This window comes from Streptomyces erythrochromogenes, assembly GCF_040684695.1.
In the GTDB taxonomy this organism is placed as follows: domain Bacteria; phylum Actinomycetota; class Actinomycetes; order Streptomycetales; family Streptomycetaceae; genus Streptomyces; species Streptomyces erythrochromogenes_C.
On the sequence record NZ_JBFBGM010000007.1, the window covers coordinates 107,580 to 130,778 of the forward strand.

At 72.0% G+C, this 23,199-nt stretch carries 28 protein-coding genes; 6 read left to right on the forward strand and 22 right to left on the reverse strand.

Annotated elements, in window-relative coordinates; genetic code table 11:
• Positions 1-3: 3 nt before the first annotated feature.
• The 14 genes from AB0O53_RS13820 to AB0O53_RS13885 form a co-directional block, all read right to left on the reverse strand.
• Positions 4-483: a hypothetical protein gene (locus AB0O53_RS13820; RefSeq protein ID WP_365195362.1), complete on the reverse strand. Its 480-nt coding sequence runs from the start codon at positions 481-483 to the stop codon at positions 4-6.
• Between the two features lie 229 nt (positions 484-712).
• Positions 713-2,167 carry a DNA cytosine methyltransferase gene (locus AB0O53_RS13825; RefSeq protein ID WP_365195365.1) on the reverse strand — a complete coding sequence of 485 codons (1,455 nt, stop codon included), beginning with the start codon at positions 2,165-2,167 and terminating at the stop codon, positions 713-715.
• A 158-nt stretch (positions 2,168-2,325) separates the two neighbouring features.
• The gene (locus AB0O53_RS13830; RefSeq protein ID WP_365195367.1) at positions 2,326-3,567 is read right to left on the reverse strand and encodes a phosphoadenosine phosphosulfate reductase family protein; all 1,242 of its coding nucleotides are present in this window, start codon (positions 3,565-3,567) and stop codon (positions 2,326-2,328) included.
• Between the two features lie 77 nt (positions 3,568-3,644).
• Positions 3,645-4,046, reverse strand: coding sequence for a hypothetical protein (locus AB0O53_RS13835; protein ID WP_365195370.1), 402 nt, complete (start codon positions 4,044-4,046; stop codon positions 3,645-3,647).
• A 131-nt stretch (positions 4,047-4,177) separates the two neighbouring features.
• A complete protein-coding gene (locus AB0O53_RS13840) occupies positions 4,178-4,738 on the reverse strand; it encodes a hypothetical protein (RefSeq protein ID WP_365195372.1) in 561 nt (186 codons plus the stop codon).
• A gap of 242 nt (positions 4,739-4,980) precedes the next feature.
• Positions 4,981-6,378, reverse strand: a complete 1,398-nt coding sequence (locus AB0O53_RS13845; protein WP_365195373.1) for a hypothetical protein — start codon at positions 6,376-6,378, stop codon at positions 4,981-4,983.
• A 102-nt stretch (positions 6,379-6,480) separates the two neighbouring features.
• The gene (locus AB0O53_RS13850) at positions 6,481-6,867 is read right to left on the reverse strand and encodes a DUF6409 family protein (RefSeq protein WP_365195374.1); all 387 of its coding nucleotides are present in this window, start codon (positions 6,865-6,867) and stop codon (positions 6,481-6,483) included.
• Positions 6,868-7,089: 222 nt separating this feature from the next.
• Entirely contained in the window at positions 7,090-7,806 is a 717-nt protein-coding gene (locus AB0O53_RS13855) for a hypothetical protein (protein ID WP_365195377.1), read from the reverse strand.
• A gap of 105 nt (positions 7,807-7,911) precedes the next feature.
• Entirely contained in the window at positions 7,912-9,441 is a 1,530-nt protein-coding gene (locus tag AB0O53_RS13860; RefSeq protein WP_365195379.1) for a hypothetical protein, read from the reverse strand.
• Between the two features lie 280 nt (positions 9,442-9,721).
• Positions 9,722-10,297, reverse strand: a complete 576-nt coding sequence (locus AB0O53_RS13865; RefSeq protein ID WP_365195381.1) for a hypothetical protein — start codon at positions 10,295-10,297, stop codon at positions 9,722-9,724.
• A 618-nt stretch (positions 10,298-10,915) separates the two neighbouring features.
• Entirely contained in the window at positions 10,916-11,176 is a 261-nt protein-coding gene (locus AB0O53_RS13870; RefSeq protein WP_365195383.1) for a hypothetical protein, read from the reverse strand.
• Positions 11,177-11,382: 206 nt separating this feature from the next.
• On the reverse strand, positions 11,383-11,817 hold the full coding sequence (locus AB0O53_RS13875; protein WP_365195386.1) for a hypothetical protein: 435 nt from the start codon (positions 11,815-11,817) through the stop codon (positions 11,383-11,385).
• 259 nt (positions 11,818-12,076) lie between these two features.
• The gene (locus AB0O53_RS13880) at positions 12,077-12,223 is read right to left on the reverse strand and encodes a hypothetical protein (RefSeq protein ID WP_365195389.1); all 147 of its coding nucleotides are present in this window, start codon (positions 12,221-12,223) and stop codon (positions 12,077-12,079) included.
• 98 nt (positions 12,224-12,321) lie between these two features.
• Entirely contained in the window at positions 12,322-12,720 is a 399-nt protein-coding gene (locus AB0O53_RS13885) for a WYL domain-containing protein (protein ID WP_365195391.1), read from the reverse strand.
• Between the two features lie 298 nt (positions 12,721-13,018).
• Here AB0O53_RS13885 and AB0O53_RS13890 point away from each other — a divergent pair, with 298 nt between their 5' ends.
• The gene (locus tag AB0O53_RS13890) at positions 13,019-13,219 is read left to right on the forward strand and encodes a hypothetical protein (RefSeq protein WP_073919197.1); all 201 of its coding nucleotides are present in this window, start codon (positions 13,019-13,021) and stop codon (positions 13,217-13,219) included.
• 855 nt (positions 13,220-14,074) lie between these two features.
• The gene (locus AB0O53_RS13895; protein WP_365195393.1) at positions 14,075-14,524 is read left to right on the forward strand and encodes a hypothetical protein; all 450 of its coding nucleotides are present in this window, start codon (positions 14,075-14,077) and stop codon (positions 14,522-14,524) included.
• A gap of 177 nt (positions 14,525-14,701) precedes the next feature.
• Here AB0O53_RS13895 and AB0O53_RS13900 read toward each other — a convergent pair whose 3' ends face one another.
• Positions 14,702-15,067, reverse strand: coding sequence for a DUF6233 domain-containing protein (locus tag AB0O53_RS13900; protein ID WP_136214722.1), 366 nt, complete (start codon positions 15,065-15,067; stop codon positions 14,702-14,704).
• Between the two features lie 213 nt (positions 15,068-15,280).
• Here AB0O53_RS13900 and AB0O53_RS13905 point away from each other — a divergent pair, with 213 nt between their 5' ends.
• Positions 15,281-16,300, forward strand: a complete 1,020-nt coding sequence (locus AB0O53_RS13905; RefSeq protein ID WP_365195397.1) for a DNA polymerase Y family protein — start codon at positions 15,281-15,283, stop codon at positions 16,298-16,300.
• Positions 16,301-16,395: 95 nt separating this feature from the next.
• On the opposite strand, the gene AB0O53_RS13910 is transcribed toward AB0O53_RS13905, so the two are convergent.
• From AB0O53_RS13910 to AB0O53_RS13920, 3 genes are all read right to left on the reverse strand, one after another.
• Entirely contained in the window at positions 16,396-16,737 is a 342-nt protein-coding gene (locus AB0O53_RS13910; protein WP_365195400.1) for a hypothetical protein, read from the reverse strand.
• 198 nt (positions 16,738-16,935) lie between these two features.
• On the reverse strand, positions 16,936-18,012 hold the full coding sequence (locus AB0O53_RS13915; RefSeq protein WP_365195401.1) for a hypothetical protein: 1,077 nt from the start codon (positions 18,010-18,012) through the stop codon (positions 16,936-16,938).
• A gap of 56 nt (positions 18,013-18,068) precedes the next feature.
• Entirely contained in the window at positions 18,069-18,476 is a 408-nt protein-coding gene (locus tag AB0O53_RS13920; RefSeq protein ID WP_365195403.1) for a hypothetical protein, read from the reverse strand.
• A 340-nt stretch (positions 18,477-18,816) separates the two neighbouring features.
• On the opposite strand from AB0O53_RS13920, the gene AB0O53_RS13925 reads away from it, so the two are divergent.
• Together AB0O53_RS13925 and AB0O53_RS13930 are read left to right on the forward strand one after the other, a co-directional pair.
• Positions 18,817-19,038, forward strand: coding sequence for a hypothetical protein (locus AB0O53_RS13925; protein WP_365195405.1), 222 nt, complete (start codon positions 18,817-18,819; stop codon positions 19,036-19,038).
• Complete coding sequence (locus AB0O53_RS13930; protein ID WP_365195407.1) at positions 19,038-19,289, forward strand: hypothetical protein; 252 nt, start codon at positions 19,038-19,040, stop codon at positions 19,287-19,289. The genes AB0O53_RS13925 and AB0O53_RS13930 overlap by 1 nt, the downstream gene beginning before the upstream one ends.
• A gap of 104 nt (positions 19,290-19,393) precedes the next feature.
• On the opposite strand, the gene AB0O53_RS13935 is transcribed toward AB0O53_RS13930, so the two are convergent.
• The 3 genes from AB0O53_RS13935 to AB0O53_RS13945 are packed head-to-tail and all read right to left on the reverse strand — an operon-like array spanning position 19,394 to position 21,193.
• Complete coding sequence (locus AB0O53_RS13935) at positions 19,394-20,299, reverse strand: NUDIX domain-containing protein (protein WP_365195408.1); 906 nt, start codon at positions 20,297-20,299, stop codon at positions 19,394-19,396.
• Between the two features lie 31 nt (positions 20,300-20,330).
• Positions 20,331-20,819, reverse strand: a complete 489-nt coding sequence (locus AB0O53_RS13940) for a nucleoside 2-deoxyribosyltransferase domain-containing protein (protein ID WP_365195411.1) — start codon at positions 20,817-20,819, stop codon at positions 20,331-20,333.
• Positions 20,816-21,193, reverse strand: a complete 378-nt coding sequence (locus tag AB0O53_RS13945) for an HIT family protein (RefSeq protein WP_365195413.1) — start codon at positions 21,191-21,193, stop codon at positions 20,816-20,818. The genes AB0O53_RS13940 and AB0O53_RS13945 overlap by 4 nt, the downstream gene beginning before the upstream one ends.
• 282 nt (positions 21,194-21,475) lie before the next feature.
• Between AB0O53_RS13945 and AB0O53_RS13950 the strand changes: the two genes are divergently transcribed.
• Positions 21,476-22,183: a 2-phosphosulfolactate phosphatase gene (locus AB0O53_RS13950; protein ID WP_365195415.1), complete on the forward strand. Its 708-nt coding sequence runs from the start codon at positions 21,476-21,478 to the stop codon at positions 22,181-22,183.
• Positions 22,184-22,202: 19 nt separating this feature from the next.
• On the opposite strand, the gene istB is transcribed toward AB0O53_RS13950, so the two are convergent.
• Positions 22,203-23,000 (reverse strand): IS21-like element helper ATPase IstB, encoded by a 798-nt coding sequence (gene istB, locus AB0O53_RS13955; RefSeq protein ID WP_365195418.1) that lies wholly within the window; start codon positions 22,998-23,000, stop codon positions 22,203-22,205.
• Between the last annotated feature and the right edge of the window lie 199 nt (positions 23,001-23,199).

Sequence of the window (23,199 nt, forward strand, 5' to 3'; positions counted from 1 at the left end):
GGCTCAGGCAGCCAGCTCGAAGCGGCTGGGGCGTTCGCCGCCGCAGTTCGGGCAGGGGTCGGTCTCGTGGTAGTACCAGCTGGTGCACGCGCAGTCCCAGGTGGAGATGGACCACGTCCACTCCCAGCCGCCGATGCCGTAGAGGCCGTCTTCCGGCCTGGGGTTGATGACGGAGGTGACCTGGGCCGGGCCCTCGTCTTCGAGGTACATCCAGCGGATGTGGAGTACGACTGCGCGCGGGGCGCCGTTGCCGTCTGTGCCGCCGTCGATGACGTGGATGGTGTCGGAGCAGTCGTAGCCGTACTTGGCTGCGTCCTTGATGGTCTCGGCGGAGAGCAGGCGGACGGTGTCGAGGGTGAAGAAGGGGGAGACGAAGCCGTTCCAGCGGTCGGCCGGGTCGACGACGGCGGGGTAGGCGGGGATTCCGTCGATCGTGACGCGGGTGGGGACGGAGCCGGTCTTCGGGGAGGACGGTCGGGTCATGACTCTCCTGGTGTGAGTTCGGTTGGGTTGGTCGGCTGCCACCACCGACCATGAGACAACTATACCAGGCATACATCACTGTCATGGCGAGTACGGCCTCCGAATCGCCGAAATCCCGCAGCTCGGCGGCTCTCCGGCGCAGCCGCCCGCACGTCCGGGGACGGTCCGGCCGGGCGGTCCCGCCGTCGGTGGCGCAGTCACGGGACTGCGCCACCCTGCGCGGGCTGACCTACGCGGCCAGCGCCAGCCGGTCCGCCGGGGCGCGCCCGCTGCGCTGCTGCGGCACATCGACCGGCGCCATTGCCTCGGCCCCCCGGTAGACCCGGCCGAGGTAGTCCTCGACCGGTCGGCGCCACGGACGGCCGGTCAGGGCGCCCAGGACGACCGCGCCGACGGGCGGGCACACCACGTCCCCGATCCGCTGGAAGGCGCTCGTACGGGAGTCCTTGCGGGCCGTCGGCTCCGAGGCGCGCCAGGGGTAGGACGGCAGGAACCCGACCAGCTGTCCGGCCTCGGCCTCGGTCAGTCGGTAGCCGTCCGACTCGCGGTACCAGGTCCTGGCCTTGCCGGTGAGGCACCAGCCGGTCTTGTCCGCGGAGAAGGTGTTCCCGCCCTTGGGGCGGCCGTTGGCGTCCAGTCCCCGCGTGCCGCGGGTGTTGACCCGCTCCCCGGGCGCCCAGCCGAGGGCGGCGGCCAGGGTCTGCTCGGCGAAGGGCAGGCCGGACCGTACGGAGCCGGGGATGCGGCCGTGGCGCACCGCCATGAAGAAGACCCGGCGCCGGTGGGTGGCAACTCCGTAGTCGGCCGCGTCCAGCTCGGCCCACTGCTGCTGGGACCAGCCGGCCAGGGCCAGCTCGAAGCTGACCGCCTCCCGCACCTCGTCGGGGAGGTTCGCGGACTGCTCCATGGCGACCCAGCGCAGGGTCTCGCCGTGGAGCTGGAGGCCGAGTGCCCAGATGAGCACCTCGGCGACGAGCCCGGCTTCCGGGTCCGGCATGGCGGCCGCCATGGCGCGCACCTCGGCCCACGTCGTCCCGGAGCGGGCGCGGTACCCGCCGTGTCCGGCCGCCTCCCCGGCGGCGCGCAGCATGGCGGCGAGGACTTGGAGGGACTGCGCGGTGAGTCCGACGCGCTTGCCCGCGGTGGACCAGGCCGGGCAGGGCGGGGAGATGATGACGCCGACGGTCCAGCGCAGGGCGGGGTGTTCGGGGTCGAGCAGGGTGATGTCGATGACGATGCGGCGGTGCCCGGCGCGCTCGGCGGTGGCGCAGGCGTCGCCGGAGAGGTCGAGGCCGACGGCGTCGTAGCGGGCCCCGAGGGCTTCGAGCCCCTCGTCCCAGCCGCCGGGGCCGGCGCAGACCCCTACGACGCGCTCGCGGTCGCCCTCGCGGGGGCGCAGGAGCCAGCGGCCCGGCCAGGGCGCGGCCATCGCGTCGAGCTCGGCGAGGACGTCGGCGGGGATCTCGGCGCCGAGGTCGAGCGCGAGGTCGGCGAGGCAGAGCGGGCAGGTGCGCTCCTCGAACCAGTCGATGCAGATGATGTGACTGTGCCAGTCGGTGAAGCCACAGCGGGCGGTGGTGTCGTCATGGTCGGGCAGGAGGTGCACGAGGCCTTCGGCCGCGGTACCGAGGGCGGTGACGCGGATGGGTTCGGCGACGCGCTCGGCGGTCTGAGCTTCCGTCATGAGCTGCTCCCCTCGGGTCGGCCGGTCCATCGGCCGTGCGGTGTGCTGTCGGTCGCCGGTCGGGTGCCACTCCCGACCGGCGAAACAACTATACCCACAACACATCACGAATGGCCAGGAGGGGCACGCACTCTTTGCTCGGGAACCGTCCCCGGCGGTCAGGCGGCCAGGGTCAGGGCCAGCCGGCTGAGGTAGTCGGCCGCGGCCTCCTCGCCGAGGTGGCGCCGCAGCGCGTCCCCGCGCGCCCACACCAGAGGGCCTTCCTCCGCCTCGACGCGGGCGGCCTCGGCGACGATCTCGGCGACGCTGAGCTTCTCCCGGAACTTGTGGCCGATGTGCTCCTCCAGGGCGACGTACCGGGCGGGCAGGTCCAGGCCGAGCGCCCAGCACAGCCGCACGGCGCGCACCAGGACGTCCCGGCCGGCGAGCACGCAGAACACGCAGCTCAGGCGGGGGATGACCGCGTCGTAGACGGGGTGGTACTCCAGGGCGGCGTCGGCGATCTGCTGCCAGACGTCGGCCTCGGAGAGCTCCAGGATCGGGTGCCAGGTCAGGACCATGCGCTGGCCGGTGCTCGCGCGCATGTCGAGGGCGAGCGGCAGCTTCTTGGCCCGGGCGGGGGATTCGGCGGCCCGGATGCCGAGGGCGGAGAGGATCAGGGCTTGCTCGTCCAGGCCGAGGGCGTCGGTGATCTGCTTGAACAGCGGGGCGATCTTGTCTCGCTTCAGGGTCGAGGTGCACAGCCGGCGGGCCGCGTCGGGCCACATGCCGCGCTTCTCGACGAGGCCGAGCAGGCCGCGGTCGGCCTGGACCACGATGAACTCGACGCCCCAGCGCTCGGCCTGGCGCTGGGCGAGCTCGCGGACGCCGGGCCATTCGGACTCCTCCCCCAGGTCCGCGTGGACCAGGACCACCTTGTCCAGGCAGCCGGCCTCGGCGGCCAGGGTGACCACGCGCTGCCCGCAGACGAGCGAGTCCTTGCCGGCACTGGTCGAGACGACGATTTTGTCCGCGGCCAGGATGAGCTCGCGGGGTGTCTGAGCGAGCTCGCCGAGGAGGGCGGCCGCAACGTCGGACCGGCGCCCTCCGCCGGTTCCGCGGCCGGGGGCGTGCGGGGTGTAGAGCTCTGCGAGGGCGCGGTTCGCCGCGCGGGCCGCGGTGAAGGTCCGGCGGACCTTGGCCCGGGCCTCCTGCTCGCGGCGGACGAGGCCGGCGTACGCGGCCTGCGCGGCCGCCTGCTCGTCGGCGTCGACCTGCAGCTGCGGGTCGTTGGTGATGTGAGTGCGCGCGGCAGCGGCGGCCTTGGCCGCCCGGGCGCGGGCGCGGTCGGCGGCGGTGTACGCGGCGTCGGCCTGGTGAGCGCGCCGGATCGCCTCCAGCAGCCGGCGGCGGGTGCTCATGTCCATGGGTCTCCTCGCGGTGCGGGGTGGTGAGTTCGGCGCCGGGCGGCTGCCACTGCCGCCCGGCCGGGGGTGGATCAGAAGGTGCAGAACCGGCGTGCGACCGGCGGGATGTTGCTGCGGCGGCGTCGGCTGAGCTGCCAGACCACCTGGCGGGCGCACCGGGCGGCGTCGGCGGCCGCGTCGAGCGGCGTGGGGGAACCGTCGACGAGGGTGGTGAGGTAGGTGCCGTCGGCGGCGTGCAGGTGCGCGGACCAGGGTTCGCGATGGTCGGCCGCAGGCCGGTCGGCACGCTCGCCGGCGTACATCAGGACGTGCAAGACGCCGTAAGCGGCGTCCTCGTCGTCCGGGGCGCCCGGGTCTGCGGCCATGATCAGGAAGGTCATGCCACCCTCCTCTCCGGGGAAGGCGTGGCGGCCCAGGGCGGCCAGTTCGGCGCGCAGCAGGTCGCCTTCGGTGGGTTCATTCCGGTTGGTCATCTCGTTCCTTCGCATCAAGCAGGCGGGGGCTTCGTGCCGTGCGGGTCGGTGTCGTGCCAGGGACCGGCCCTCGGCGCCCGGCCCGAGGTGGCCCGGGCGCCGAGGTGCGGTTCCGTACGCCGCGCGAGGTCCTACTGGGCGACGGTCGGCCGGTTGCAGGGGCGGGCGTTGTCCACGGCGACGGCGGCGGCGAGGCGGGCCCAGTTCAGGTGGAGCTTGAATGCGGCTTCCAGGTAGAGCGCCGCCGCCTCCGGCCGCTCACCGGCTCCGGTCAGGTGGCGCTCGTGCAGGAGCTGGAGAGCACCGCGCAGGCTGGTCTCCTGGGAGGCGAGCTGGGCGCTGACGGGGTGCAGGAGCCGGGGCAGTTCGAGGGTGCCAAACACGGCGCTGGTGACGTACTTGCCGAGGCAGGCGGGGAGCCCGGTCGCCGCGTTCTGGGCGACGACGTCTTCGGCGATGGACAGGAGCAGGGAGGCGTCGAAGGGGATCGTGTTCGTGATGACGACACCGTCCAGGACCGGGGGAAGGTCGGCCTCGAAGGCCAGCGCGACGTCGTCGAGCAGTTCGGCGACCGTGGTCAGCGCATACCAGGCCGGGTGGTTGAGCACGCTCCTCCGTCGGGCGATACCGGCGATGGTGCGGGCCCGGGCGGCTGCGTGCAGGGCGTTGGGGAGCGGCGCGCTGATGATCATGACTCTCCGAAGGGTCTGAGGATGTGTGTTCGGTGTGGTCGACTGCCACCGTCGACCACAAGACAACTATACTCGCCATTCATCATGCCGCAAGGGTTCGCTGGCTCTTCCCGGCAGAAATCCGCAGAGAAATCCGGGGCTGCTGAGGGTGGCACCCGGCCGCGCGCCGCCTGGGCGCGGCTCGCGCCGTGGCGGCGGAGGGGAAAGAGGGCCGCCCGGCCCCGCGGGGCCGGGCGGGGCCATCAGCAGGCAGCCTCGGGGTCCTCGGCCACCGGCAGGGGCTCCCACTCCAGGGAGCGGGCGGTCTTGCGGGACCGGCCGTCAACGGCGACGGTCACCCCGTCCCGGTACGCCCGGGCGCCGGCCATCCGAACGTCCACCGCCTCGACGGTGCCGGTCTGGCCGCTGGCCACGTGCCGGACCCGCTCGCCGACGGTGCGGACCAGGTCCGCTTCCCGCAGACGCCGCGCGCCGAGCCGGTGGCCCGCCTGCTGGACCAGGCGGCCGCCGCGGGTGGCAAGGGCGGCCTCGAAGGCCGCGCCGGAGTCGGGAGCCTCGACCCTCAGGAAGGAGCGTCCCTCGGGCAGGCCGGTGTGGGTGATGGTCCAGGTGTCGGTGATCGCGCCCCGGACCTGCTCGGCGGCGGCGCCCTGCGTGGCAGCGGCCTCCAGGGTGGGCACGTGCCAGACGTGCAGGGACGGGTGGTCTCCGGGCTCGACGAGCCAGCCTTCGGTGCGCTCGAACAGCTCCTTCGCGACGCGCAGCGCGGCCAGGGGCGGCCGCCCGTCGGCGCCGGTGGTCAGCTTGCCGTCCTCGACCCAGCCGACGGCCAGGCGGCCGCTGGTGCCGTCCGGCCGGACCCAGTAGCCGGCGACCTCGCCGAGGTCGTCGGGGCCGCTGACGTCGGCGAGCGGCTGTCCGGACAAGGCGGTCACCGCGGCGGCGGCCGCCGGGTGTTCGGCGTCCTCGGGCAGTACGCCCTCACCGGCGGCCAGGGCGTCCTGGGCCGTGCCGGCGGCGGGCGGCGGAACGAGGACGGCATTCCAGGAGCCGGGGCCGTACTCGGTGAGCTTGACGAGGCCCGCAGCGTGCAGGCTCCGGACGGCGGTGAGGTTGTGCCTGTATCCGGCGCCGATCGCGCCGTCGCGCTTGGCGACGGCGTACACCCGCCGCTGCGGTTGGGTCAGGGCGTCCTCGGCACGCTTGCGGTTCTCCTGTGCGTTCAGGAGATCAGCCTGCTCCTGGGCGACGGCCTCGGTCTGCCAGTCGCCCGAGACGACCAGGCCGGAGTTGTTGACGACTTCGAAGCCCCCGCCCGGGGCCGGACGTACGGAGTACAGGGCGAGCGGCGCGCGCTCCTCAGCCAGGGCCGACTCCGTCTGGGTGGACGTCTGGGCGGGGGTCGCCTTGTGGGTGCGCACCGGCTTGGCCTGGACGGCGACTTCCTCGACCGCGATGTTCTTCCAGCCCGCGCGCTCGGCGGTCCGGGCCGCCTTGGCGACGTTGGCCGCGGACATCGACCAGGTGTGCACGATGCGGCCCTCGCCCTCGCGCCGGTCGACGACGACCGCATGGGTGTAGTGACGGGTTTCGCTGGTGCGGGTGCAGCCGGTGGAGGCGACGAAGGTGGTACGGGCCATGACGGACTCCTTGCGTGTGAGGTGTGTTGTCGGTGCCGGTCGGCTGCCACGGCCGACCAGCGGGAGGGGCCGGGGGCGGTGGTGCCGCCCCCGACATCGGACCTACTGGCCCAGGCGGAGCGCGCGGAGCCGCAGGCCCGCCTTCTGGATCCGGTGCTCGACGGCGCCGTACCCGGCGAGGTTCCGGAGGTTGTAGTCCCGGAGCTGGGTGTGGAGCCGGAGCAGGGTGCGCTCCGACATCTCCTCGACCGTGCCCAGTGCGGTGAGCTCACCGGTGAAGGCCATGCCGAGGGTCCTGGGCGCGAAGGAGGGGGCGCCGAGTGTGTAGAACCACACCTTGTATCCGTCCTTCGGGGCGTCTTCGTTCCAGAGGCCGAGGACGATGGCCCGGCGAACGCCGGTGTTCTTGCCCTCGTCGTAGCGGGGGGTGCGCACGACCGTGCCCGGCTCCAGAACGGTCTGGGTGGCGGAGGCGGTGGCGACGGTCATGTGAACTCCTTTGGAGGGTGGTGGGGATGTCGACGGAATCCCCCGCCGACAAGACAACAATACCTACCATTCATCACTTTCGCAAGGGGGCGCCTCCCCCGGTGACGCCGCAGGCGACGGAGGCGCCCAGGCCGCCCGGGAGCCGAGCCGCCGGCTGCGGGGCCGACGGACCCGCGTCCGGCGGCGGCGAGAATCCCCGCCACCACCGGGCAGGAGGGAGGATCAGCGCTCGGTCTGGGCGTAGTTGTGGCGGTCGTCCGTGGCCGCGTACTCGACCAGCTCGGGGCGGTGCGCGCCGATCCAGGTGTCAACGGGGCCAGGGTTCTCCTGCTGGCCGGTGAGCCAGCGGTAGACGTCCGGCTGGAGTTCGAAGAGGCGGCAGTTCTCGTCTTCGGCATAGAACTCGGCGTTGCCGCCGAACCCGTACTCGTCCGCCACCTCCCACACGCAGACCAGGTACGGTCCGCCCGCGTCGTAGATCCGGCCGAAGATGTTGCGGATGTCGGTGGCGCCGTAGCCGTGCTCGAACGCCCCATGCAGGTCGGCGATCTCGGCCAGCGGGTCCGGCTTGGCCTGCTCGGCGGTGGCGGCCTCGGCGGGCGGCGCGGAGTCCTGGCCGTCCTGGTCCTCGTGCTCGCCGCCGTGCTGGACGATCAGGTCGCGGAGCGCTTCGGTGGGCACGTCCAGGAACATGCCGCTTTCGTTGCCGAGGGCGCCGCCGGTCAGCCACTCCTCCCAGGAGTCCTCGTTCTCCCAGGCCTCGGTGTCGGGAGCGGTGAGGCCAGGGGAAAGGAAGACCTCTTCCGCGGCGGGGGCGCCGGGCTGCACCTTGAGGGTGATCGCGTGGCCGTCGGCGAGGCGGATCCGGGCGAAGCCGTGTTCGGTGCCGTTGGCCACGACGGCGTCGAGTCGGGAGGTGTCGAGGGTCTGCGTGCTCATGAAGTGCCTCCGAATTGCGTGGTTCCGGGGGGTCGACTGCCACCGCCGACCCACGAAACAACTATACATGCAATTCATCACTTGGCAAGGGCTGCGATCACGCGGTCAGGGCCACGCTCCCGGCGACCTTCGCCCGGTACAGCGGTGCGGGGCCGCCGGCCGACCGCCGGCGCGGCGCCGGTTGGGGCAGCTCGCGCAGCGGCCGGAAGACCGGCCTGGCGCCGGTGTGCTCCGTCCAGCGCTCCTCGAACCCCGGGCGCTGCTTGTCGGCGACGCCCGCGGGTGCCGCGACGATGAACGCTTCGGTGTGCGGCAGGCCTTCGGATTCGGGCAGGTAGTGGGCGCGCCGGATCCCGGAGGTCTCCCCGGCGACCAGGCGGGCGCGCTCGGGGTATCGCTGGGCGAACCGGGGACGAGTTCCTCGGCCCGCTCCCGGGGTCCCTCGAAGACGGTGCGCACCGATCGCCAGGTCGGCCCTTTCTGCTGCGCGCCGCGGCACCGCTTGTCGTCGCCGAGGCACTGCGGTGCGGCGTCGACCGGCGCGCCGTCCTGGTCGACGACCGTGTGGATGCGGCGGCAGCGGGGCTTGCGCTGCTGGGTGCACCACCACTTCGGGTCCGTGCAGCTCTTGCCGTGCCAGCGCCGGCAGTCCTTCGTGCGACCGAGGCCGGTGAGACGGCGGACCTCGTACACGGCGTACGGGGTCTGCTCCAGGTCATCCTGGAAGGCGTCCAGGACGGGCCGGTTGCGGACGTCCTCGGCCAGGCGCCGGTTGAGGGATCCGGCGGGTCCGTAGAGGGACATCCGCTCGTTGAGGGCGAGCGAGATGTGCTCCATGCGCAGGACCCGCGCGGCTTCGGCCGGGTGGGCGCGCAGCCGCTCCTCGTAGAGGTCGCGGGAGGAACAGACCCCGGTGAAGGGACACATCGTGCAGTGGCTCTTCAAGATCATTTCGCCGAGGTTGTCGAGGACGTACTGCTCGACGGCGGCCCTGGCCATGCCTGCCCGGATCAGGGGGTAGTCCGGCTCGCAGATGACCCGGCCGGCGGCGGTGTTCAGCTGGTCCTGGATGGCGGAGTCCTTCAGCGCGCGGCCGGTCTCGTCGGCGTGGTAGCCGATCACGCGACGGAAGGTCCCGGTGCCGAACTCGTGGGCGGCCCAGGTGTCCAGCACCCAGCCCTTGAACCGAATGCTGCATCGCCGCTGGCCGGAGGCGAGCATCGGGACGGTGCCGGCGGTGCGCAGTTCGTCGGACAGGCGCCAGGGGCCGGCCGCGTGGATGCGGCGGGGCGCGCGGGAGTCGTCGAGGACCAGGACGCCGTCGGCGTCGCGCGGGCCGCCGCGGCAGACCTGTACCAGGCGCACCCGCCATGCGCGCAGGAGCGGCAGGACCAGGCGGTCGGCGAAGGACAGGGAGTCGCTGAACTCGTCGCCCGTGACGGCGTGCACGATCACGAGGTCGGACAGGTCCGGCTCCAGGCCGTGGGCGACGGGGTCGTTGAGGAACATGAGGATCTCGGCCGTCGAATCCGCACCCAGACCCCAGGTGAGGACGGTCGGGCGCTTGCGTTGGACGGCGGGGCGTGCGAGCCGGGCGGTGTGGACGGCTGTCCGAGAAGGGGCAGGCAGGGGCATGGGTCTCCTCGTGCGGGGTGCGTGTTCGGGGTGCGCGGCTGCCACTGCCGCGGGGGCGTATCTGATGTGCCTCGTCGGCCGCGCCGGCGCGGGTCGGCGCGCTCCCGGCGGTTCGCCGTAGTCGATTTGGTCCCGCCCCGCGTCGCCGGGGCGGGACACGGGCGGGGGTTGAGGCGTGCCGCCCCAGGGGAGCGCCGACGCCCGCCGGGGGAGCCCCAGGGGAGGGCGTGACCTCAGGGAGCGGCCCGGGCCCGCACGGGGCCCGGGCCGGAGGGGTCGCCTATCGGGTGGCGGCGCCAGCCGCGACCCACGCGGCGACGGGGCTCACGGGGTTGTGCTTGACGATGGAGCGGGCGAGAGCGAAGAAGTAGGGGTAGCCCTTCGGGGCGCGGGTGGCCAGCTCCAGGTTCCTGACCGCCGTGTCGTACTGGAACTGCAGGACCATGCGCAGGGTCTCGGAGCGGCTCATGTCTCGGCGGTAGGCGAGCACGTAGTGAGCCGCCTGGATGGCCTGTTCGCCGATGCCGGTCCAGACGCGGCCGTTGAAGACGTGGTCCCCGGCGGTCCGGTCGGCGTCGGCGACGTCCAGGGGCCCGGTGTGGGTGATGGTGAAGTGCTTGGGCCAGGCGGAGCGGGGGCCGAAGGCCAGGGCCGCGTACGTTCCGGCGGCGGCGTCCAGGGCCGCGCCGACGGAGCGGACGGTGAAGCGCGGGAGCTTCCGGTCCTGCTCGGTGTCGGCCTTGAACACGTCCAGGCGTGTGGTCCCGCCGTAGTTGTAGACGTCCACGGTCGTGGCCTCGGGGTACAGGCGGCGCGCGGTGTCGAGGACGGCGCACGCGGCGCGGGAGGTGTTCACGGGTCTCCTTGGATGGTGCGGTTTTCGGTGTGCGGCTGCCACTGCCGCCTCGGGACTCCCCCGCCCCGATGAGAAAACAATAACCCCTGAACATCACTTGCGCAACTTTCCGACCCCTGACCATTCGTCAGAATCTTGGGTCGAGGCGAACTGCGGCCGCCGGCACGGGCCCCGGCTGGGCCCGGCGGCGGCGCTGGCCGGAAGGGTCAGCGGGGCGCCTCACCCTCTTCCCCCTCAGCCGCCGCGCGACCGGCGACCACGCCGGGGCCAGAGAGACAGGCGACCAACTGGCAGGCGCCGCGCGGCTCGACGGGCACGAACGCCGGGCCACCGCACCCGTGCGGGTGGGCCGTGGCGCACAGGATCCCCCGTCGGGCTCGTGCGCCGGGGGCCCACCTCGGCGCCGGACCCGAGGCAGGCCGGGCACCGAGACGCGGGAGCGCTGTACGCCGAGCGGGGTCCCGGTGAGCGACGATCTGCCGGTTGCAGGGGCTTGCGATGTCCACACCGACGGCGGCGAGGCGCACCCAGTCCAGGTGGATCTTGAATGCGGCCTCGCGTTGAGCACGCCAGGGCGAGGGGGCCGGGAGCGGGGGCGGGGCGCCCGGCCCGGGGCGCTCAGATACCGGCGCTGTTGCAGTAGTGGGCGATGAGGGACTGGCCGACGGCGATGACGGCATCCTTGGGCGTGGCGTCCTGGGCGATGCGACGGCTATAGGCAGTACGGATCGTCTGCAGGACCGTGTCTGAGGTGATGACCTGACCGACGGATTCCAGGTCGTGGCCCGGGTGACCGGCGGCGGCGATCACGCGGGTGGTGTGGGCGGCAATCACGGCCACGGCGTCTTCGGTGTTGCGGATGCGGATGGTGCGGCTCATGGTGGGCTCCCTCTTGGGTGGTGCGGTTTCGGTGTGCGGCTGCCACTGCCGCCTCGGGACTCCCCATCCCGATGAGACAACTATAATCGCCACACATCACTTGCACAACTCCCCGCTCTCTGACTATTCGTCAGATCTCTGGGTCGAAGTGGACTGCGGCCGCCGGCACCGGACCTCCTGGCCGGCGCCGCCGCTGGCCGGAAGGGTCAGCGGGGCGCCTTCTCCGCTCCCCCTTCAGTCGCTGCGCGACCGGCGAACGAGCCGGGGCCGGAGAGGCAGGCGACCAACTGGCGGGCGCCGCGCGGCCCGGCGGCCTGCACCCCGGGCCCACCGCGCCCGTGCGGGTGGATGGTGGCGCGCAGGATCTTCCCGGAGCGGGCGCCTACCTCCATCCACCCCCAGGCGCCGTCGGGGCTGGGCGCGGCCAGGGTCACGCGATGGCGCCGGGTGGAGGGCCGCCACACGGGAAGGAGCCCGTGTTCCGTGGCCAGCGCCACGACCGCGCGCGCGTACGCGGTGAGGCCGCGCGGCGCGGCGGGGAGGCCGATGCGCAGCGCTCCCCCGCTCATGGCGAGCACGGCCCCGAACGGGAGGTGCGCGCGGATGTCGGCAGGGTCTCGGCACGGGAGGCGGTTGCGCATGGGGCAGCGGGTACAGAGCAGGATGTCGGCGCGGTCGCTGTCACCGGGCACGAGGAGGGCGGCGGGATCCGCACACTCGGGGCAAGGGGCGGTTCGCCAGTCGCAGGAGTCGGCATCGGGCACGTGGCCTCCAGGTTCGGGGAGGGTGGCTCGCCCCGGGCGGGGCGGCCCGGGTGTGGCAAGGGGCGCAGCGGGAGAGCTGCCCGGTGCCGGGGGCCGGGCGGGCGGGGCGGTTCCGTCCGCCCGGCGCGGCCAGGGGCTAGAGGGGAATCCGGGGGGATTGCGCGTTCAGGCGCGCGGTGAAGCAGTCGGGGCAGAGATCGGCGCTTTCGGTGGTCTCGTTGCCGCACCGCTCGCCCCATCCGGGGCAATCGGTCGTCTCGGGCTGCGCGTCGCGCTGGGTCATCGTCAGTTCCTTCTGTGAGCGGGGGGCGGGGGCCGTGCGGGCCCCCGACGGTGGGCGCGGTGGCGGGGGCCCGCCCGGCGGGGCGGGCCCCCGCTCGCCTATGCGGCGAGCTTCAGCTTGGGCGCCGGGTAGTCGCGCTCCAGCTCCAGGTCAACCAGCTCCTGCGCGGTAGCGACGAAGTGGGCGAGGGGGGTCACGTCCGCAGCGTTCTCCTCCGGGACCGCGAGGACGAAGCGGATGCGGTGGACGGTGTACGCCTTGATCTGCTCCAGGGTGAAGGAGCGCATCTCGCCCCGGGTGCGGCACATCGCGCGGACGATGATGCCGCCCTTGCTGGTGGTGAGGATGTTGTGGATCTCGATGGTGCGCACCGACTCGTCGCCCTTGCTGTCGACGTAGGTGATGGTCGTGGCGCGCTGGCCGTCCATGGCGCGGATCAGGTCGGTCAGGGTGCGGGTGGTGGTCTGACCGGCGGTGATCTTCATGGAGTTCGACACGGGTTTCTCCCTGGAGCGTGTGAGTTCGGGGGGTGTTGGCCGGGTGCCACTCCCGACCAACAAGACAACTATAACCGCTACACATCACTTTCGGGAAGCCGGAACGGCCTTTTTCTCGACCCGATCCCGCATTCACCCATCCGGCCGCCCACGCCGCGACGCGCTGAAACTCGCCGCACATCCCCGCTTGACGGAAGTGATGAGTAGGGATTATAGTTGTCTCAGTTGGTCGGCGGTGGCAGCCGGTCAGCGACCGCGAAACACGCACCGCTACAAATCCACAGCGAGGAGCCCCGAGATGGCCCGTACTTTCCACGACCGCCCCGCGCACCTGCAGCTCCAGGAGCGGCCCTGGATCTCCCACCTGAAGGACGGGAGCCGGAAGCCTCACCAGCAGGCGGCACACAAGCGGGACCGCGCGGCGGTCCGGCTGGCACTGCGCCTCGGCGTCGAGCCGCCGCTCCCCCAGCGCCGCTGCGTCGACTGGGAGATGCACTGAATCAGCTCCACACCAAGCGGCCCCGCCTTCCGGCGGGGCCGCTTCGCCATGTCCGGGCGCAGCGGGGCGCCGCGCTGTCCAGGCCGGGCCGCGCAGCGGACGGCCCCGGGCCGGGCCGGGCCGGGCCACGCAGCGGAAGGCGCCGGGTCCGGAGCGGGGAGCAGGGAGCCGGCCGAGGCACGGACCGGACCGGACCGTGGGAGCCGGTCCGAACTGGGCTGGGCTGAGCTGGGCTGGACTGGGCTGGTGAAGGCCGGCCCGGCCCTGAGAAGAAGCAGGCCTCTTCCTCCGGCTATCGCGGAGAAAGAGGTGTCGTCGTGGCGAGGGGGCTTGCCCACAGGGCCTGACCAGGCACGATGCCCAAGATCGAAAAAGTGGGGGTCCCACTCCCGGTCACACCTCCGGTGCAACTCCTAGTGCACCTCTGCAAGCAACCCTCCAGCCCCCTTCCGGTGCAACTGCCTCAAAGGCGCGCCGGCATGGGCTTGCCCACCCTCCGCAGAGCGCCGGACACGCCGGCTCCTGCCTACCGCTGACGGTGGTACCGAAAGTCGTGACGGCATGGCTCGCCGGACCTCACGTCGTAGCAGTCCGGGCAGGAGAGGCCGAGCGAGGCGATCATCCAGCCCCCGATCGCGACGGTCGTCCCGCAGTGCGACGTCGGGCGTGGGACAAGTTGCCGGAGCGGCGCGGAGGTCCTGGTGCTGGGGTAGGTCGGGAGGTCCGCGGTCCAGGTGTGCTGCTGGTACTCGGCGCGGGCGTCCTCCAGGAGATAGAACCGTTTGGGAACGTCGGCGAGCGGCTGACTCCGCTGAGGACATCCCGAACCTGCCGGTCCCGACCACCCTGCACGTGGTGGACAACAGCCTCGGGCTCTTCGTCCACGGCCAGATGCTCGGCACCCCGGTTCCGGTCTCCGACACCTGGGTCCGCGCAGCCGCGGCCGTCGGCGACTTCCACGCCCAGGCGAAGGTCGCGCTCCTCCTGGAGCCCCTGCCCGGCGACATCGCCACCAGCTTCGCGCCCGTCCAGGAGGGCGTGGCGGAGCCGGACATGCCGGTGTGGGTCGGCGAGGTGCTCGCGGGCCGGTACAAGATGGCGCTGCGGGACATGCGCGTGTCCACCGGGTTCCTCGGCAACGTCGACATGGGGTTCGGGGTACCGCAGGACGTGGCCGGCTGGGCGACGATCCTGCACGGATCCGCACAGCGCCTGTCCGTTCCCCGGCCCCGGGGTTCCGCTGGATCAGGGTCCGGCTCGTGTGTCCGCCGGATCCCCGCTCTTGGCCGTGGGCAAGCCTCTTGAGCTGGTGTTTTGCAGACTGGGCAAGCCTGGCTGCCTCGTGGGCAAGCCTTGGGCACACCGTCCTGGGCAAGCCTGTGGGTGCTGTGGGCAAGCCGGGTTCGGTGGGCTGGGCAAGCCGGTCGGCCCTGGGGGCGGGGCCTGCGGGGAGGGAGCGGGGGCCGGTGGGCGCGAGTGGGCTCAGGGGTCGGTGATGCCGAGCTCTTGGGCGGCGGGGCAGATCGAGCAGGTTTCGACCTGGGGCTGGCGGAGGGCGTCGAGTGCCTGCTCGCGGGTGGTGGGCCGCGTCCGGCCGGAGGCGAGGCGGCAGTCGGCGGTGTGGATGAGCATGCGCCCTCCCCTGCCGATGGGGTGCTCCAGCTTCCATTCGTTCAGCGGGGTGACGGCCGGCCCGTTGCGGGCCGCCTCGGTGACGCGGTCCCGGCGTTCGATCTCGGCGATGCGGCCGCGGATCAGCTCCAGCAGCACCAGGCACCAGCGCTCCAGCGTCCGCAGTCGCTCGACGTCGGGCGGCAGGAGCCAGTCCAGGTCGCGTCCGGCGGGCATCGCTACGCCTCCCCGTGGGGCCGGAGGCCCTCTCCGGAAATGCCGGTCCCCCCGGCCGCCGGCTCCGTGCGGCCCTGGGTGCGGCCGGGGCACAGGCAGGGCAGGGTTCGGTAGATCACCTCAGTATCGTATCTCTGTTCGAATCCCCCGTTCCACTTCCTGGGGTGCTTGTTCGAATAAGTTTTCGATAAGGTGGTTGTGGGAGGTGTCGCTGTGGACGACGAGCAGAGGGAACCGGTGGGCGCCGGCTCCTCCATCCTGCATCTGCGTTGCCCTGCGGACGTGGACCCGGTGATCTACCGGCTGCTCCTCGGCCTGGTGGCGGACGTGACCCCCGTGGTCCAGGCGGTCCCGCCATCGGTGCTCGTGGCGGATGTGTCGGGGAGCATCCGCTTCTTCGACCGGGACCCGGCTGAGCTCGGGCGGATGATCAGGACCCGGGCCATGGCGCTGTACGGGCTGCCGGTGGTGATCGGCGTCGGCCCCACCTGGTCGGTGGCTGCGATGGCCTCCCGGGACGCCCTGCGCACCGGGTGGGTCGCCGTCGGGGCCGCGCCGGAGCAGGTGGCCGCGTTCCTGCACCACCGGCCGGTCGGGGAGCTCTACGGCATCGGGCGTACCCAGGAGCAGCGCCTGGTGCAGTTCGGGGTGCACACGATCGGGCTGCTGGCGCAGCTGCCGGAGGCGACCGTGCAGCGGGTCCTCGGTGGGCGGGCGGGCCGGCAGCTGCGCGAGGTGGCCCGCGGCATCGACCGCCGGGTGGTGGTGCCGACCGAGCTCCCGCACAGCACGGCCGCGCAGCGGCGGTTCGCCCTCGACACACTCTCCCCCGAGGCGGTCCGTGCCGCGCTGCTGTCACTGGCAGTCGAGCTCGGCGACCGGCTGCGTACCCGGCGCCTGGCGGCGAGGACGGTCACGATGACCGTCACCCTGGCCGACCGGTCCCAGGTCCACCGAAGCCGCCAGCTGGCCGACGGCCCGAGCGCGCACACCGAGGACCTCCGCGACACCGCATACGACATGTACCGGGCGCTGGGCTTCCAGCGGGCCCGGGTGCGCGGCATCGCGCTGCGCTGTGAGCAGCTGGTCGACGCGGCCGCTGCCGCTGAGCAGCTGTCCTTCGACCAGGGCCGCGAGCGCAGGCTGCGGGCGGAGAAGGCCATCGACTTGCTCAACGCCCGGTTCGGTTCTGGCACGGTGGGGCCGGCGGCCAGCTACCGGCAGGCCAGCTGACACCGTCGGGGCGAGTGACCGGCGGTCCGGCCGGGCCCCGCCCCGAGCGGTCCGTCAGCACATGAAGCCGTCGAGGACCTTGCGCGTCGCGGCGCTCACTTCGGCACCTCGGGCAGCGCTGGCACCGTCGAGATGGACTGGATGGTGGACTCCCACTCCCCGGTCCGCGTGTTCTTGAACCGAAGATGCAGTACGTCGAATTCGTCCGGCGCCCAGTCGAACTCGCCGACCTCGTCCTGATCGGAGATCAGGTGTTCAGCAAACAGCTTGGCGAGCTCGATGTCCGTGGACGCCTTCGTGATGAACTTGCCGACCTTGACGACGTGCATCACCGGATGACCCTGCGCCTCGGCCTCCCGGACGCTCTCCCAGAACGGCTCGTACCTCCTGGCGGACTTGGTCCTCCCAACCCACTCGTCGCGCCTCATCCCGCTCACTTCGTCCCCTCCTTGTCACCGGCGTCCAGTTCAGCACATACTCCACCTTCGGCGCCTTCGCGGCCGCCAGGCGGTTGCCCTACTGCACGGACTCAATCTCTCGCACGGCGCGGCGCAGCTGGCCCATCCACTCAGCGGTGCTGGCGTTGCCCGGGAGCGGGTTCTTGACATAGAGGTGCGGCTGGCGAGGGCCTTTCCTCAGTCCTCGCTGTTGTTGGGCTCGCCCGTGCCTGCCTTAGGGCGCTTGGTGCCCTTGCGGCCGTCGCGCAGTGCGGCGAGGAGTTCCTCGGGCTCGGGCCGCAGTCCGCTGCCCAGGTAGCGGATTCCTTCGCCTTCGGGTGCGGTGTCGGTGTCCTTGCCGATGGGGTGTCGGCGGCTGGTCGAGGTGCGCCATCCGTAGCGGGAGTCCCACACTGCGGCGGCGGCCGGCTGGTCGGTGTCGAGCAGCACGGCGGCGGCCACGGCGCCTCCGTCGAGCTGGCGCATCTCGACCTGGGCCTGCTGGGCGATGCCGGCGGCGGCCAGGACGTCGGCGGTGTGCTGCAGGTAGGGCTGGGCGCCGCGGGCGTGGAGCTCGCGCTCGGCGAACGTGATGGCGGCGCGGTGGGTGATGGCGGGGTAGCCCAGCTGGAGAGCGGCGTCCTTCAGGTCGAGGCCGGGCTGCTGCTCGACGAGGTCGGCGATGCGCCGGCCGCGGAGGGTGGCCAAGCCGGACTGCGCGGTGGGGAACTTGGTGATGCCGAGGGTGTCGGAGACGGTCTCGACGGTGACGGCGGGGTCGGCGTCCAGGAGCTCGGCGATCCGCGGCAGGATCTGGTCGCGGGGGATCATGTCGCCGCTGCCCTCACGGCGGCCTCCGCCGACGCCGCGGCCGGGCCGGCTGTTCTTGTACGCGAGGACCAGGCGGCGGGGCCAGTGCTCGGTGCCCTTGGGGCCGGCGGGCACGAGGACCACGCCGGCGGCCAGGGCCGGGTCCTTCTTGTACGTGTTCCAGGTGACGGGTTCGATGCCGAGCACCTGGGCGGCCTCGTGGCGGTCGAGGAGGTCCTCGTCGTGGTCGACCTGGGGCAGCTCGGGGATGGGCTCGCCGGCGTAGTAGGCCTTGGTCTGCTCGGCGTCCCAGAGCTGGTTGCGGGCGTCGGGCGAGCTGATCGGCGCCGGGTGGCCGTCCGCGGCGTAGGGCTTCTGGTTTCGGAGCGTGGTGAGCTTCTTGCCGAGGGCGTCGGCGAGGTCGGACATGGTCTGGACGTATGGCAGGCGGCCGGCGCGGATCACGTGCTTCTCCTTCATCACGGGGCGGGGCGCTCGTCGCGCCCCGCCGGCGGGGGGTGTCAGTCGGTGGTGGGGTAGGGCAGGCAGCCCGGGTTGCACGGCTCGCCCGCCTCGGCGCCGCATCCGTCGCAGGGGCGGGCGGCCGCCTCGATGAGCGGGCGGAGGTGGGCGAAGGCGCTGTCGGCGGTGGTGTGCGGGGTGAGGCGGCCGGCGGCGATGAGGTACAGGGCGTGGGGCGGGTTGCTGGTGGTGCGTACCCGGATGCCGGTGGTGTCGCCCGGGCCGGCGGCGAGGCCGGGCGCTGTCAGTGCGCCCGCGGCGGGGACAGTGGTGACGCCGGCGTCGGCCAGGAGCTCGGCGAGGTGGGCGAGTTCGGCGTCGGCGGCCGCGGCGGTGGCCGGCCACGCGGATGCGACGGCCGTGGTCTGCTTCGCACTGCCGGCGGGGTGGGTGAGGGCGAGGGGCATGGGGCCTCCTGGGTGCGGTGTGTGTTCGGTGCCGCGGGCTGCCACCACCCGCGAACAAGACAACATTACCCAGCTTACATCACCGATGGCAAGTGGGCCGTATCCGCAACGCCGCCTCGTACGGATACACTCGGAAGCGAGATACGCCTCTCGGGTCTCCCGGAGTGTGTGTTTTCGGTTGGCCGGCGCCCTTGCCACCCGCCTCGGCGGAAGTGGGCGCCGGCCGCTTTCGTCTCCGCCGGCCGCAGAACACCCTGCGCGGCAGCCGGTCTCCTCACCTCTTCACCTTCCGGGTTCCGGTGAGGCGCGCCTGCGCTAGCCTCGTTGCAGCATCTACGACTTGGAGGCCGCGATGCGGATCGTCTTCGACCAGGCCGAGCAGGAGGCCCTGCGGGCCGACGCGCGGGAGATGGCTGACGGCGACCCGCGGATCGCCTACGTCCTGGAGCGCCTGGCCGGTGAGGGTGTCGACCTGGACGCCGTCACCTCCTGGGAGGAGCTGCGCGACAAGCTCGGGCAGCCCCCTCTCGACGACTCCGCTCCCACCTCGCACGTCGCCTGATGGGCCGACACGCGCCCAGGCGCGCGCGGATCGTCTTCTACGACGTGGCGCAGGAACAGATCGAGAAGATGACGGAGGCCGAGCGGCTCCGCCTCGACCCGGTGCTCGTGGCCGTCTCGAAGGACCCGGAGATCGGCGTGCTGTCGAAGCACGGTGCGATCCGCGAGCACCGCGAGGACGGCGTCCGGATCCTGTACGTGCCGACCGCCCTGGGCACGCTGGTCCTGGTCGCCTACGTCGAGACCGACTGATTCCCCTGCCGGCCTGAGCACCTGGTCGCAGCAGAGCCCCGGACTTCGCGTCCGGGGCTCTGCGCGTCGGGCGGGGACCGGTCCGACGGTCTCTCGGACTCGGGCTACCGGTTGAGGTGGTCGAGGGCGCGCTGCAGAAGCGGCCGGTGCGCGGCGTAGAGGGTGCGGCCGGCGGCCGTGATCTCTGCGTCGAGCTGGTCGAGGGAGCCGAAGGGCCACCAGTTGGCGTCGAGGGCGTCATCGGAGGCGATGGCGGTCACCGTGGCGGGCAGCAGGTAGATCGCGCTGGTGGAGGCGACCCAGGCGTAGTCCGAGGCTCGCCAGTCGTCGACCAGGTTCCGTCCGATGATGACCGGCTGATGGCCGGCCAGGTCGACACCGGTCTCCTCGCGCAGCTCACGGACCAGGGCGGCCGGTGCGGTTTCGCCCGGATCAACCATGCCTCCCGGAATGGCTTCCACCTTGATGTCGTCCCGCGTGATCAGGAGGACCCGGCGCTCTGTGCCGCTCCCCGCGACGACGATGGGGTCCGCGGCCGCGTTCTCGCCCCATCGGCCCAGGTTCCGGCCGGTACGGCCGGTACGGCCGGTGCGGCCCGTCGGGTGCAGGGGCCAGCCTCGCGCGTCCCGCTCGAAGGGCACCAGCGCGGCGGCCTGCCGGACGTCCCAGTCGGTCACGTCGGCCGGCGTGGCGGCTCCTTCGGCCCAGCCAGGTACGTGCTGGGCCAGGGCCTCGGGCAGCAGCTCGGGTGGCGTAACGTCCGTGGGCGTGTACTCCGGCCAGGGCACGTCCCAGCTGCGGAGCCCGGCGGGGACGGTGTCGGTGGTGGTGCGCTCGGGTGCGCCGTGGCCGAAGCGCCGGTGTGCGGCGTCCAGGATCTCGGCCAGCTGGCGCAGGGCGGGGGTCGTCGACTCAGCGAGTTCGGCGAGCAGTTCGGCGATCTCCGGCTCGTCGATCTCGACGTGGATGCGGCGCTCACCGCTGCGCTGGTTGAGGTAGACGCGTTCCATCAGGGATTCCTTCCGGTCGGTGGGGCGGGGGTCAGTGGTTGCCGGAGACGAGCGCGAGGGCGGCGGCGGCCGTGGCGGTCAGGGTGGTGCACACCGGCACGCCGTGGCGGCGGGCCACGTAGATCAGGTACCGGTTCCTCTCGGGGTTGGGGCAGTCGGGCGGGCAGCCCAGCACCGCCCTGCCCGTCGACACGTCCAGACCGAACTCCACGTTGGTGGTCATGGCGGGCATGGTCCTGAGGTCGCGGGGGATCCAGAAGAGGATCGCGCTGGCTGCGGCGCGGGCGTCGGTCTCCCAGTCGACTTGGGTCTCGTAGCGGTCGGCGCGCTGGCCGTGCCGGGACTCGGGGCTCAGGACGGTCAGCGGCTGGGCGCCGGTCCACTGGGCGGTCAGGGCTTCGGCGGCCGCCGGCCGCCAGGACGGGACGGGTGCGCTCTTGTCCGGAGTGGGGCCGGCGAGGAAGACGGACGGGCCGGCGGGGATGGGCTCGCGGGCCATGACGAGGTTGATGCCGGTCACGAGGACGCTCCGTTCTGCGCGGCGGCGCGGGCGGTGTGCTGCGGGGTCCAGGGCAGGGGCAGGTGGTCGCCGTCCTGGCGCGGCACGACGTGGACGTGGAGGTGGAAGACGGACTGGGTCGCCGCGGCGCCCTTGGAGGTGATGAGGTTGGCGGCGGGGAGCTCGGCCATCAGCTCGGCGGCGCGGCGCATCACCGCGGCGGTCACCTCCGGGTCGGTGCCGGCGTCGGCGACGTGGACGCGCGGCAGGACCATGACGTGGCCCTCGGTCACCCCGCCGGTGCGGGGGCGGATGGCGAGAGCGTCGGGCCATTCCCGGACGATGACGGCCGGGGCCTGGCCGGCGGCGATGGAGCAGAAGGCACAGTTCTGCACGGCGGGCCTCTCCTGGTGAGTGGTCGATCGGGTCTCGTGCGAGGTGGTCAGATCCAGCGGAAGATGCCGCGGATCTCGCTGGCCGCTCCGCTGAGGTTGTCGGCGGGGTGGCTTCGTTGATCTCTAGGAACAGCGTTTGTCGACTGGTTTCGGAGGAAGTTAGTGATCATTCGAGGCGTGGATGTCGATGCCAAATGACGGCACTGCCGTGTCCCGAGACCCCGGTGAAGTCGTTGGGTCGCTCATGGCGTCGGAGTTGCGGGCCTCGGCGAGAATGGCGAGATGAACCATCGCTTTGTCGGTATTCCAGAGCTGACTGACGTTCCGCGTGTTGCTGTCGTCGTCGACGTGATGCGGGCCTTCACCGTGGCTGCCTGGGCCTTCTCGCGCGGCGCCGAAAGGATCGTCCTGGCCTCGTCAGAGGGTGAGGCGCTGGCCTTGAAGGACAGTCGTCCGGGTTGGCTGGCTCTGAAGGACGGTGCTCCAGCCGCAGGCTTCGACACCGTGAACTCACCTGGTCTGATCAGGTCGCTCGATCTGGCCGGTCGCACGGTGGTGCAGAAGACGACAGCCGGAACCGTCGGTGCCCTGGCCGTCGCGAGCTCGCCGCTGGTGTTGTGTGCGAGTTTCGTAGTGGCCGGCGCGACGGCGCGGTTCCTGAAGACCGATGGTTCCGGGCCGGTGACGTTCGTCGTCACCGGCAATGAAGGCCAGGCCGACGAGGACCTGGCCTGCGCTGAATACATCGGTCAGCATCTCGCTGGGATCGATGTCGAGGTAGCCCCGTATCTCCACCGTGCGAGGACCTCCCGGGCAGCCGCCGACCTCGCCGACGGGCTGCGACGCGGATATCAAGGTGTTCATCCCGACGATGTCGAGCTCTGCCTGGAGGCCGACACGTTCTCCTTCGCGATGGTCGCTCGCCAGGAGGACTCTCTGACCGTGCTGCGTCCCGTGGCAGTGCCTGACGGATCAGCCGACGCTAACTGACCTGCTACCTCTGGTGGAGTCATCCCGTTTTGGAGGGTTCCTCGGCTCGGGCTCGGGTGCTGGCGAGGCGGTAGGAGTCGGTGCCGGTCTCGATGATGGTGCCGTTGAAGGTGAGTCGGTCGACGATGGCCGCGCAGAGCCGGGGATCGGTGAAGGTCTTCGTCCAGCCGCCGAAGGACTCGTTGGAGGCGATGGCGACGCTGTTCTTTTCCTCGCGTTCGGTAAGGACCTGGAAGAGGAGTTCGGCCCCGTGGCGGTCGAGTTCCATGTAGCCGAGTTCGTCGATGCAGAGGAGATCGACGCGGCCGTAGCGGGCGATGGTCTTGTTCAGCTGCTTCTCGTCAGCGGCCTCGACCAGCTCGTTGACCAGCTTCGTGGCAAGGGTGTAGCGGACGCGGTAGCCCTTCATCGCGGCCTCGGTGCCCAGGGCGATGAGCATGTGGGATTTGCCGGTGCCGGAGTCGCCGATGAGGCAGAGGGGTTGGCTCTTCTTGATCCATTCGCAGCTGGCGAGGGTGTGGATGGTGGCCGGGTCGATGTTGGGGTTGGCGTCGAAGTCGAAGGACCGCAAGGACTTCTCCCGAGGGAAGCCGGCTGCCTTGATTCGCCTCTCCGACCTGCGGCGGGCCCGGTCGTCGCACTCGGCCATCAGCAGCTCGGCGAGGAAGCCGCGGTAGGTCATCTGGTCCTTGATCGCCCGGTCGGCGATGTCGGAGAACTCGTTGCGGATCGACGGCAGCCGCAGCAAACGGCAGGCGGAGTCGATCGCGGCGTCGGCGGCCTGCTCGGTCAAGCCTCGCTGTCGGGGCATGGTCACTGCGCTTCTCCCTCACGGTGGCCGCTGCCGCTGGTGCGGCGGCGTCGGAGCAACTGGTCGTAGTGAGACACCGAGGGCAGCGGCCTGGTGTCCGGCGGAACCTCCCGGGAGCGCCCAGGCCCCTTCGAAGGGCGGCCTGCTGCGCTCTACGAGCAGAACATCCCCTCCGGGGGTCAGGGCCACCACGTCGGCGGTGTAG

Bases quoted from the DNA above. Each gene is read 5' to 3' on its own strand.
- AB0O53_RS13820 (WP_365195362.1), bottom strand. From the start codon at position 483: ATGACCCGACCGTCCTCCCCGAAGACCGGCTCCGTCCCCACCCGCGTC.
- AB0O53_RS13825 (WP_365195365.1), bottom strand. From the start codon at position 2,167: ATGACGGAAGCTCAGACCGCCGAGCGCGTCGCCGAACCCATCCGCGTC.
- AB0O53_RS13830 (WP_365195367.1), bottom strand. From the start codon at position 3,567: ATGAGCACCCGCCGCCGGCTGCTGGAGGCGATCCGGCGCGCTCACCAG.
- AB0O53_RS13835 (WP_365195370.1), bottom strand. From the start codon at position 4,046: ATGACCAACCGGAATGAACCCACCGAAGGCGACCTGCTGCGCGCCGAA.
- AB0O53_RS13840 (WP_365195372.1), bottom strand. From the start codon at position 4,738: ATGATCATCAGCGCGCCGCTCCCCAACGCCCTGCACGCAGCCGCCCGG.
- AB0O53_RS13845 (WP_365195373.1), bottom strand. From the start codon at position 6,378: ATGGCCCGTACCACCTTCGTCGCCTCCACCGGCTGCACCCGCACCAGC.
- AB0O53_RS13850 (WP_365195374.1), bottom strand. From the start codon at position 6,867: ATGACCGTCGCCACCGCCTCCGCCACCCAGACCGTTCTGGAGCCGGGC.
- AB0O53_RS13855 (WP_365195377.1), bottom strand. From the start codon at position 7,806: ATGAGCACGCAGACCCTCGACACCTCCCGACTCGACGCCGTCGTGGCC.
- AB0O53_RS13860 (WP_365195379.1), bottom strand. From the start codon at position 9,441: ATGCCCCTGCCTGCCCCTTCTCGGACAGCCGTCCACACCGCCCGGCTC.
- AB0O53_RS13870 (WP_365195383.1), bottom strand. From the start codon at position 11,176: ATGAGCCGCACCATCCGCATCCGCAACACCGAAGACGCCGTGGCCGTG.
- AB0O53_RS13875 (WP_365195386.1), bottom strand. From the start codon at position 11,817: ATGCGCAACCGCCTCCCGTGCCGAGACCCTGCCGACATCCGCGCGCAC.
- AB0O53_RS13880 (WP_365195389.1), bottom strand. From the start codon at position 12,223: ATGACCCAGCGCGACGCGCAGCCCGAGACGACCGATTGCCCCGGATGG.
- AB0O53_RS13890 (WP_073919197.1), top strand. From the start codon at position 13,019: ATGGCCCGTACTTTCCACGACCGCCCCGCGCACCTGCAGCTCCAGGAG.
- AB0O53_RS13900 (WP_136214722.1), bottom strand. From the start codon at position 15,067: ATGCCCGCCGGACGCGACCTGGACTGGCTCCTGCCGCCCGACGTCGAG.
- AB0O53_RS13920 (WP_365195403.1), bottom strand. From the start codon at position 18,476: ATGCCCCTCGCCCTCACCCACCCCGCCGGCAGTGCGAAGCAGACCACG.
- AB0O53_RS13930 (WP_365195407.1), top strand. From the start codon at position 19,038: ATGGGCCGACACGCGCCCAGGCGCGCGCGGATCGTCTTCTACGACGTG.
- AB0O53_RS13935 (WP_365195408.1), bottom strand. From the start codon at position 20,299: ATGGAACGCGTCTACCTCAACCAGCGCAGCGGTGAGCGCCGCATCCAC.
- AB0O53_RS13950 (WP_365195415.1), top strand. From the start codon at position 21,476: ATGAACCATCGCTTTGTCGGTATTCCAGAGCTGACTGACGTTCCGCGT.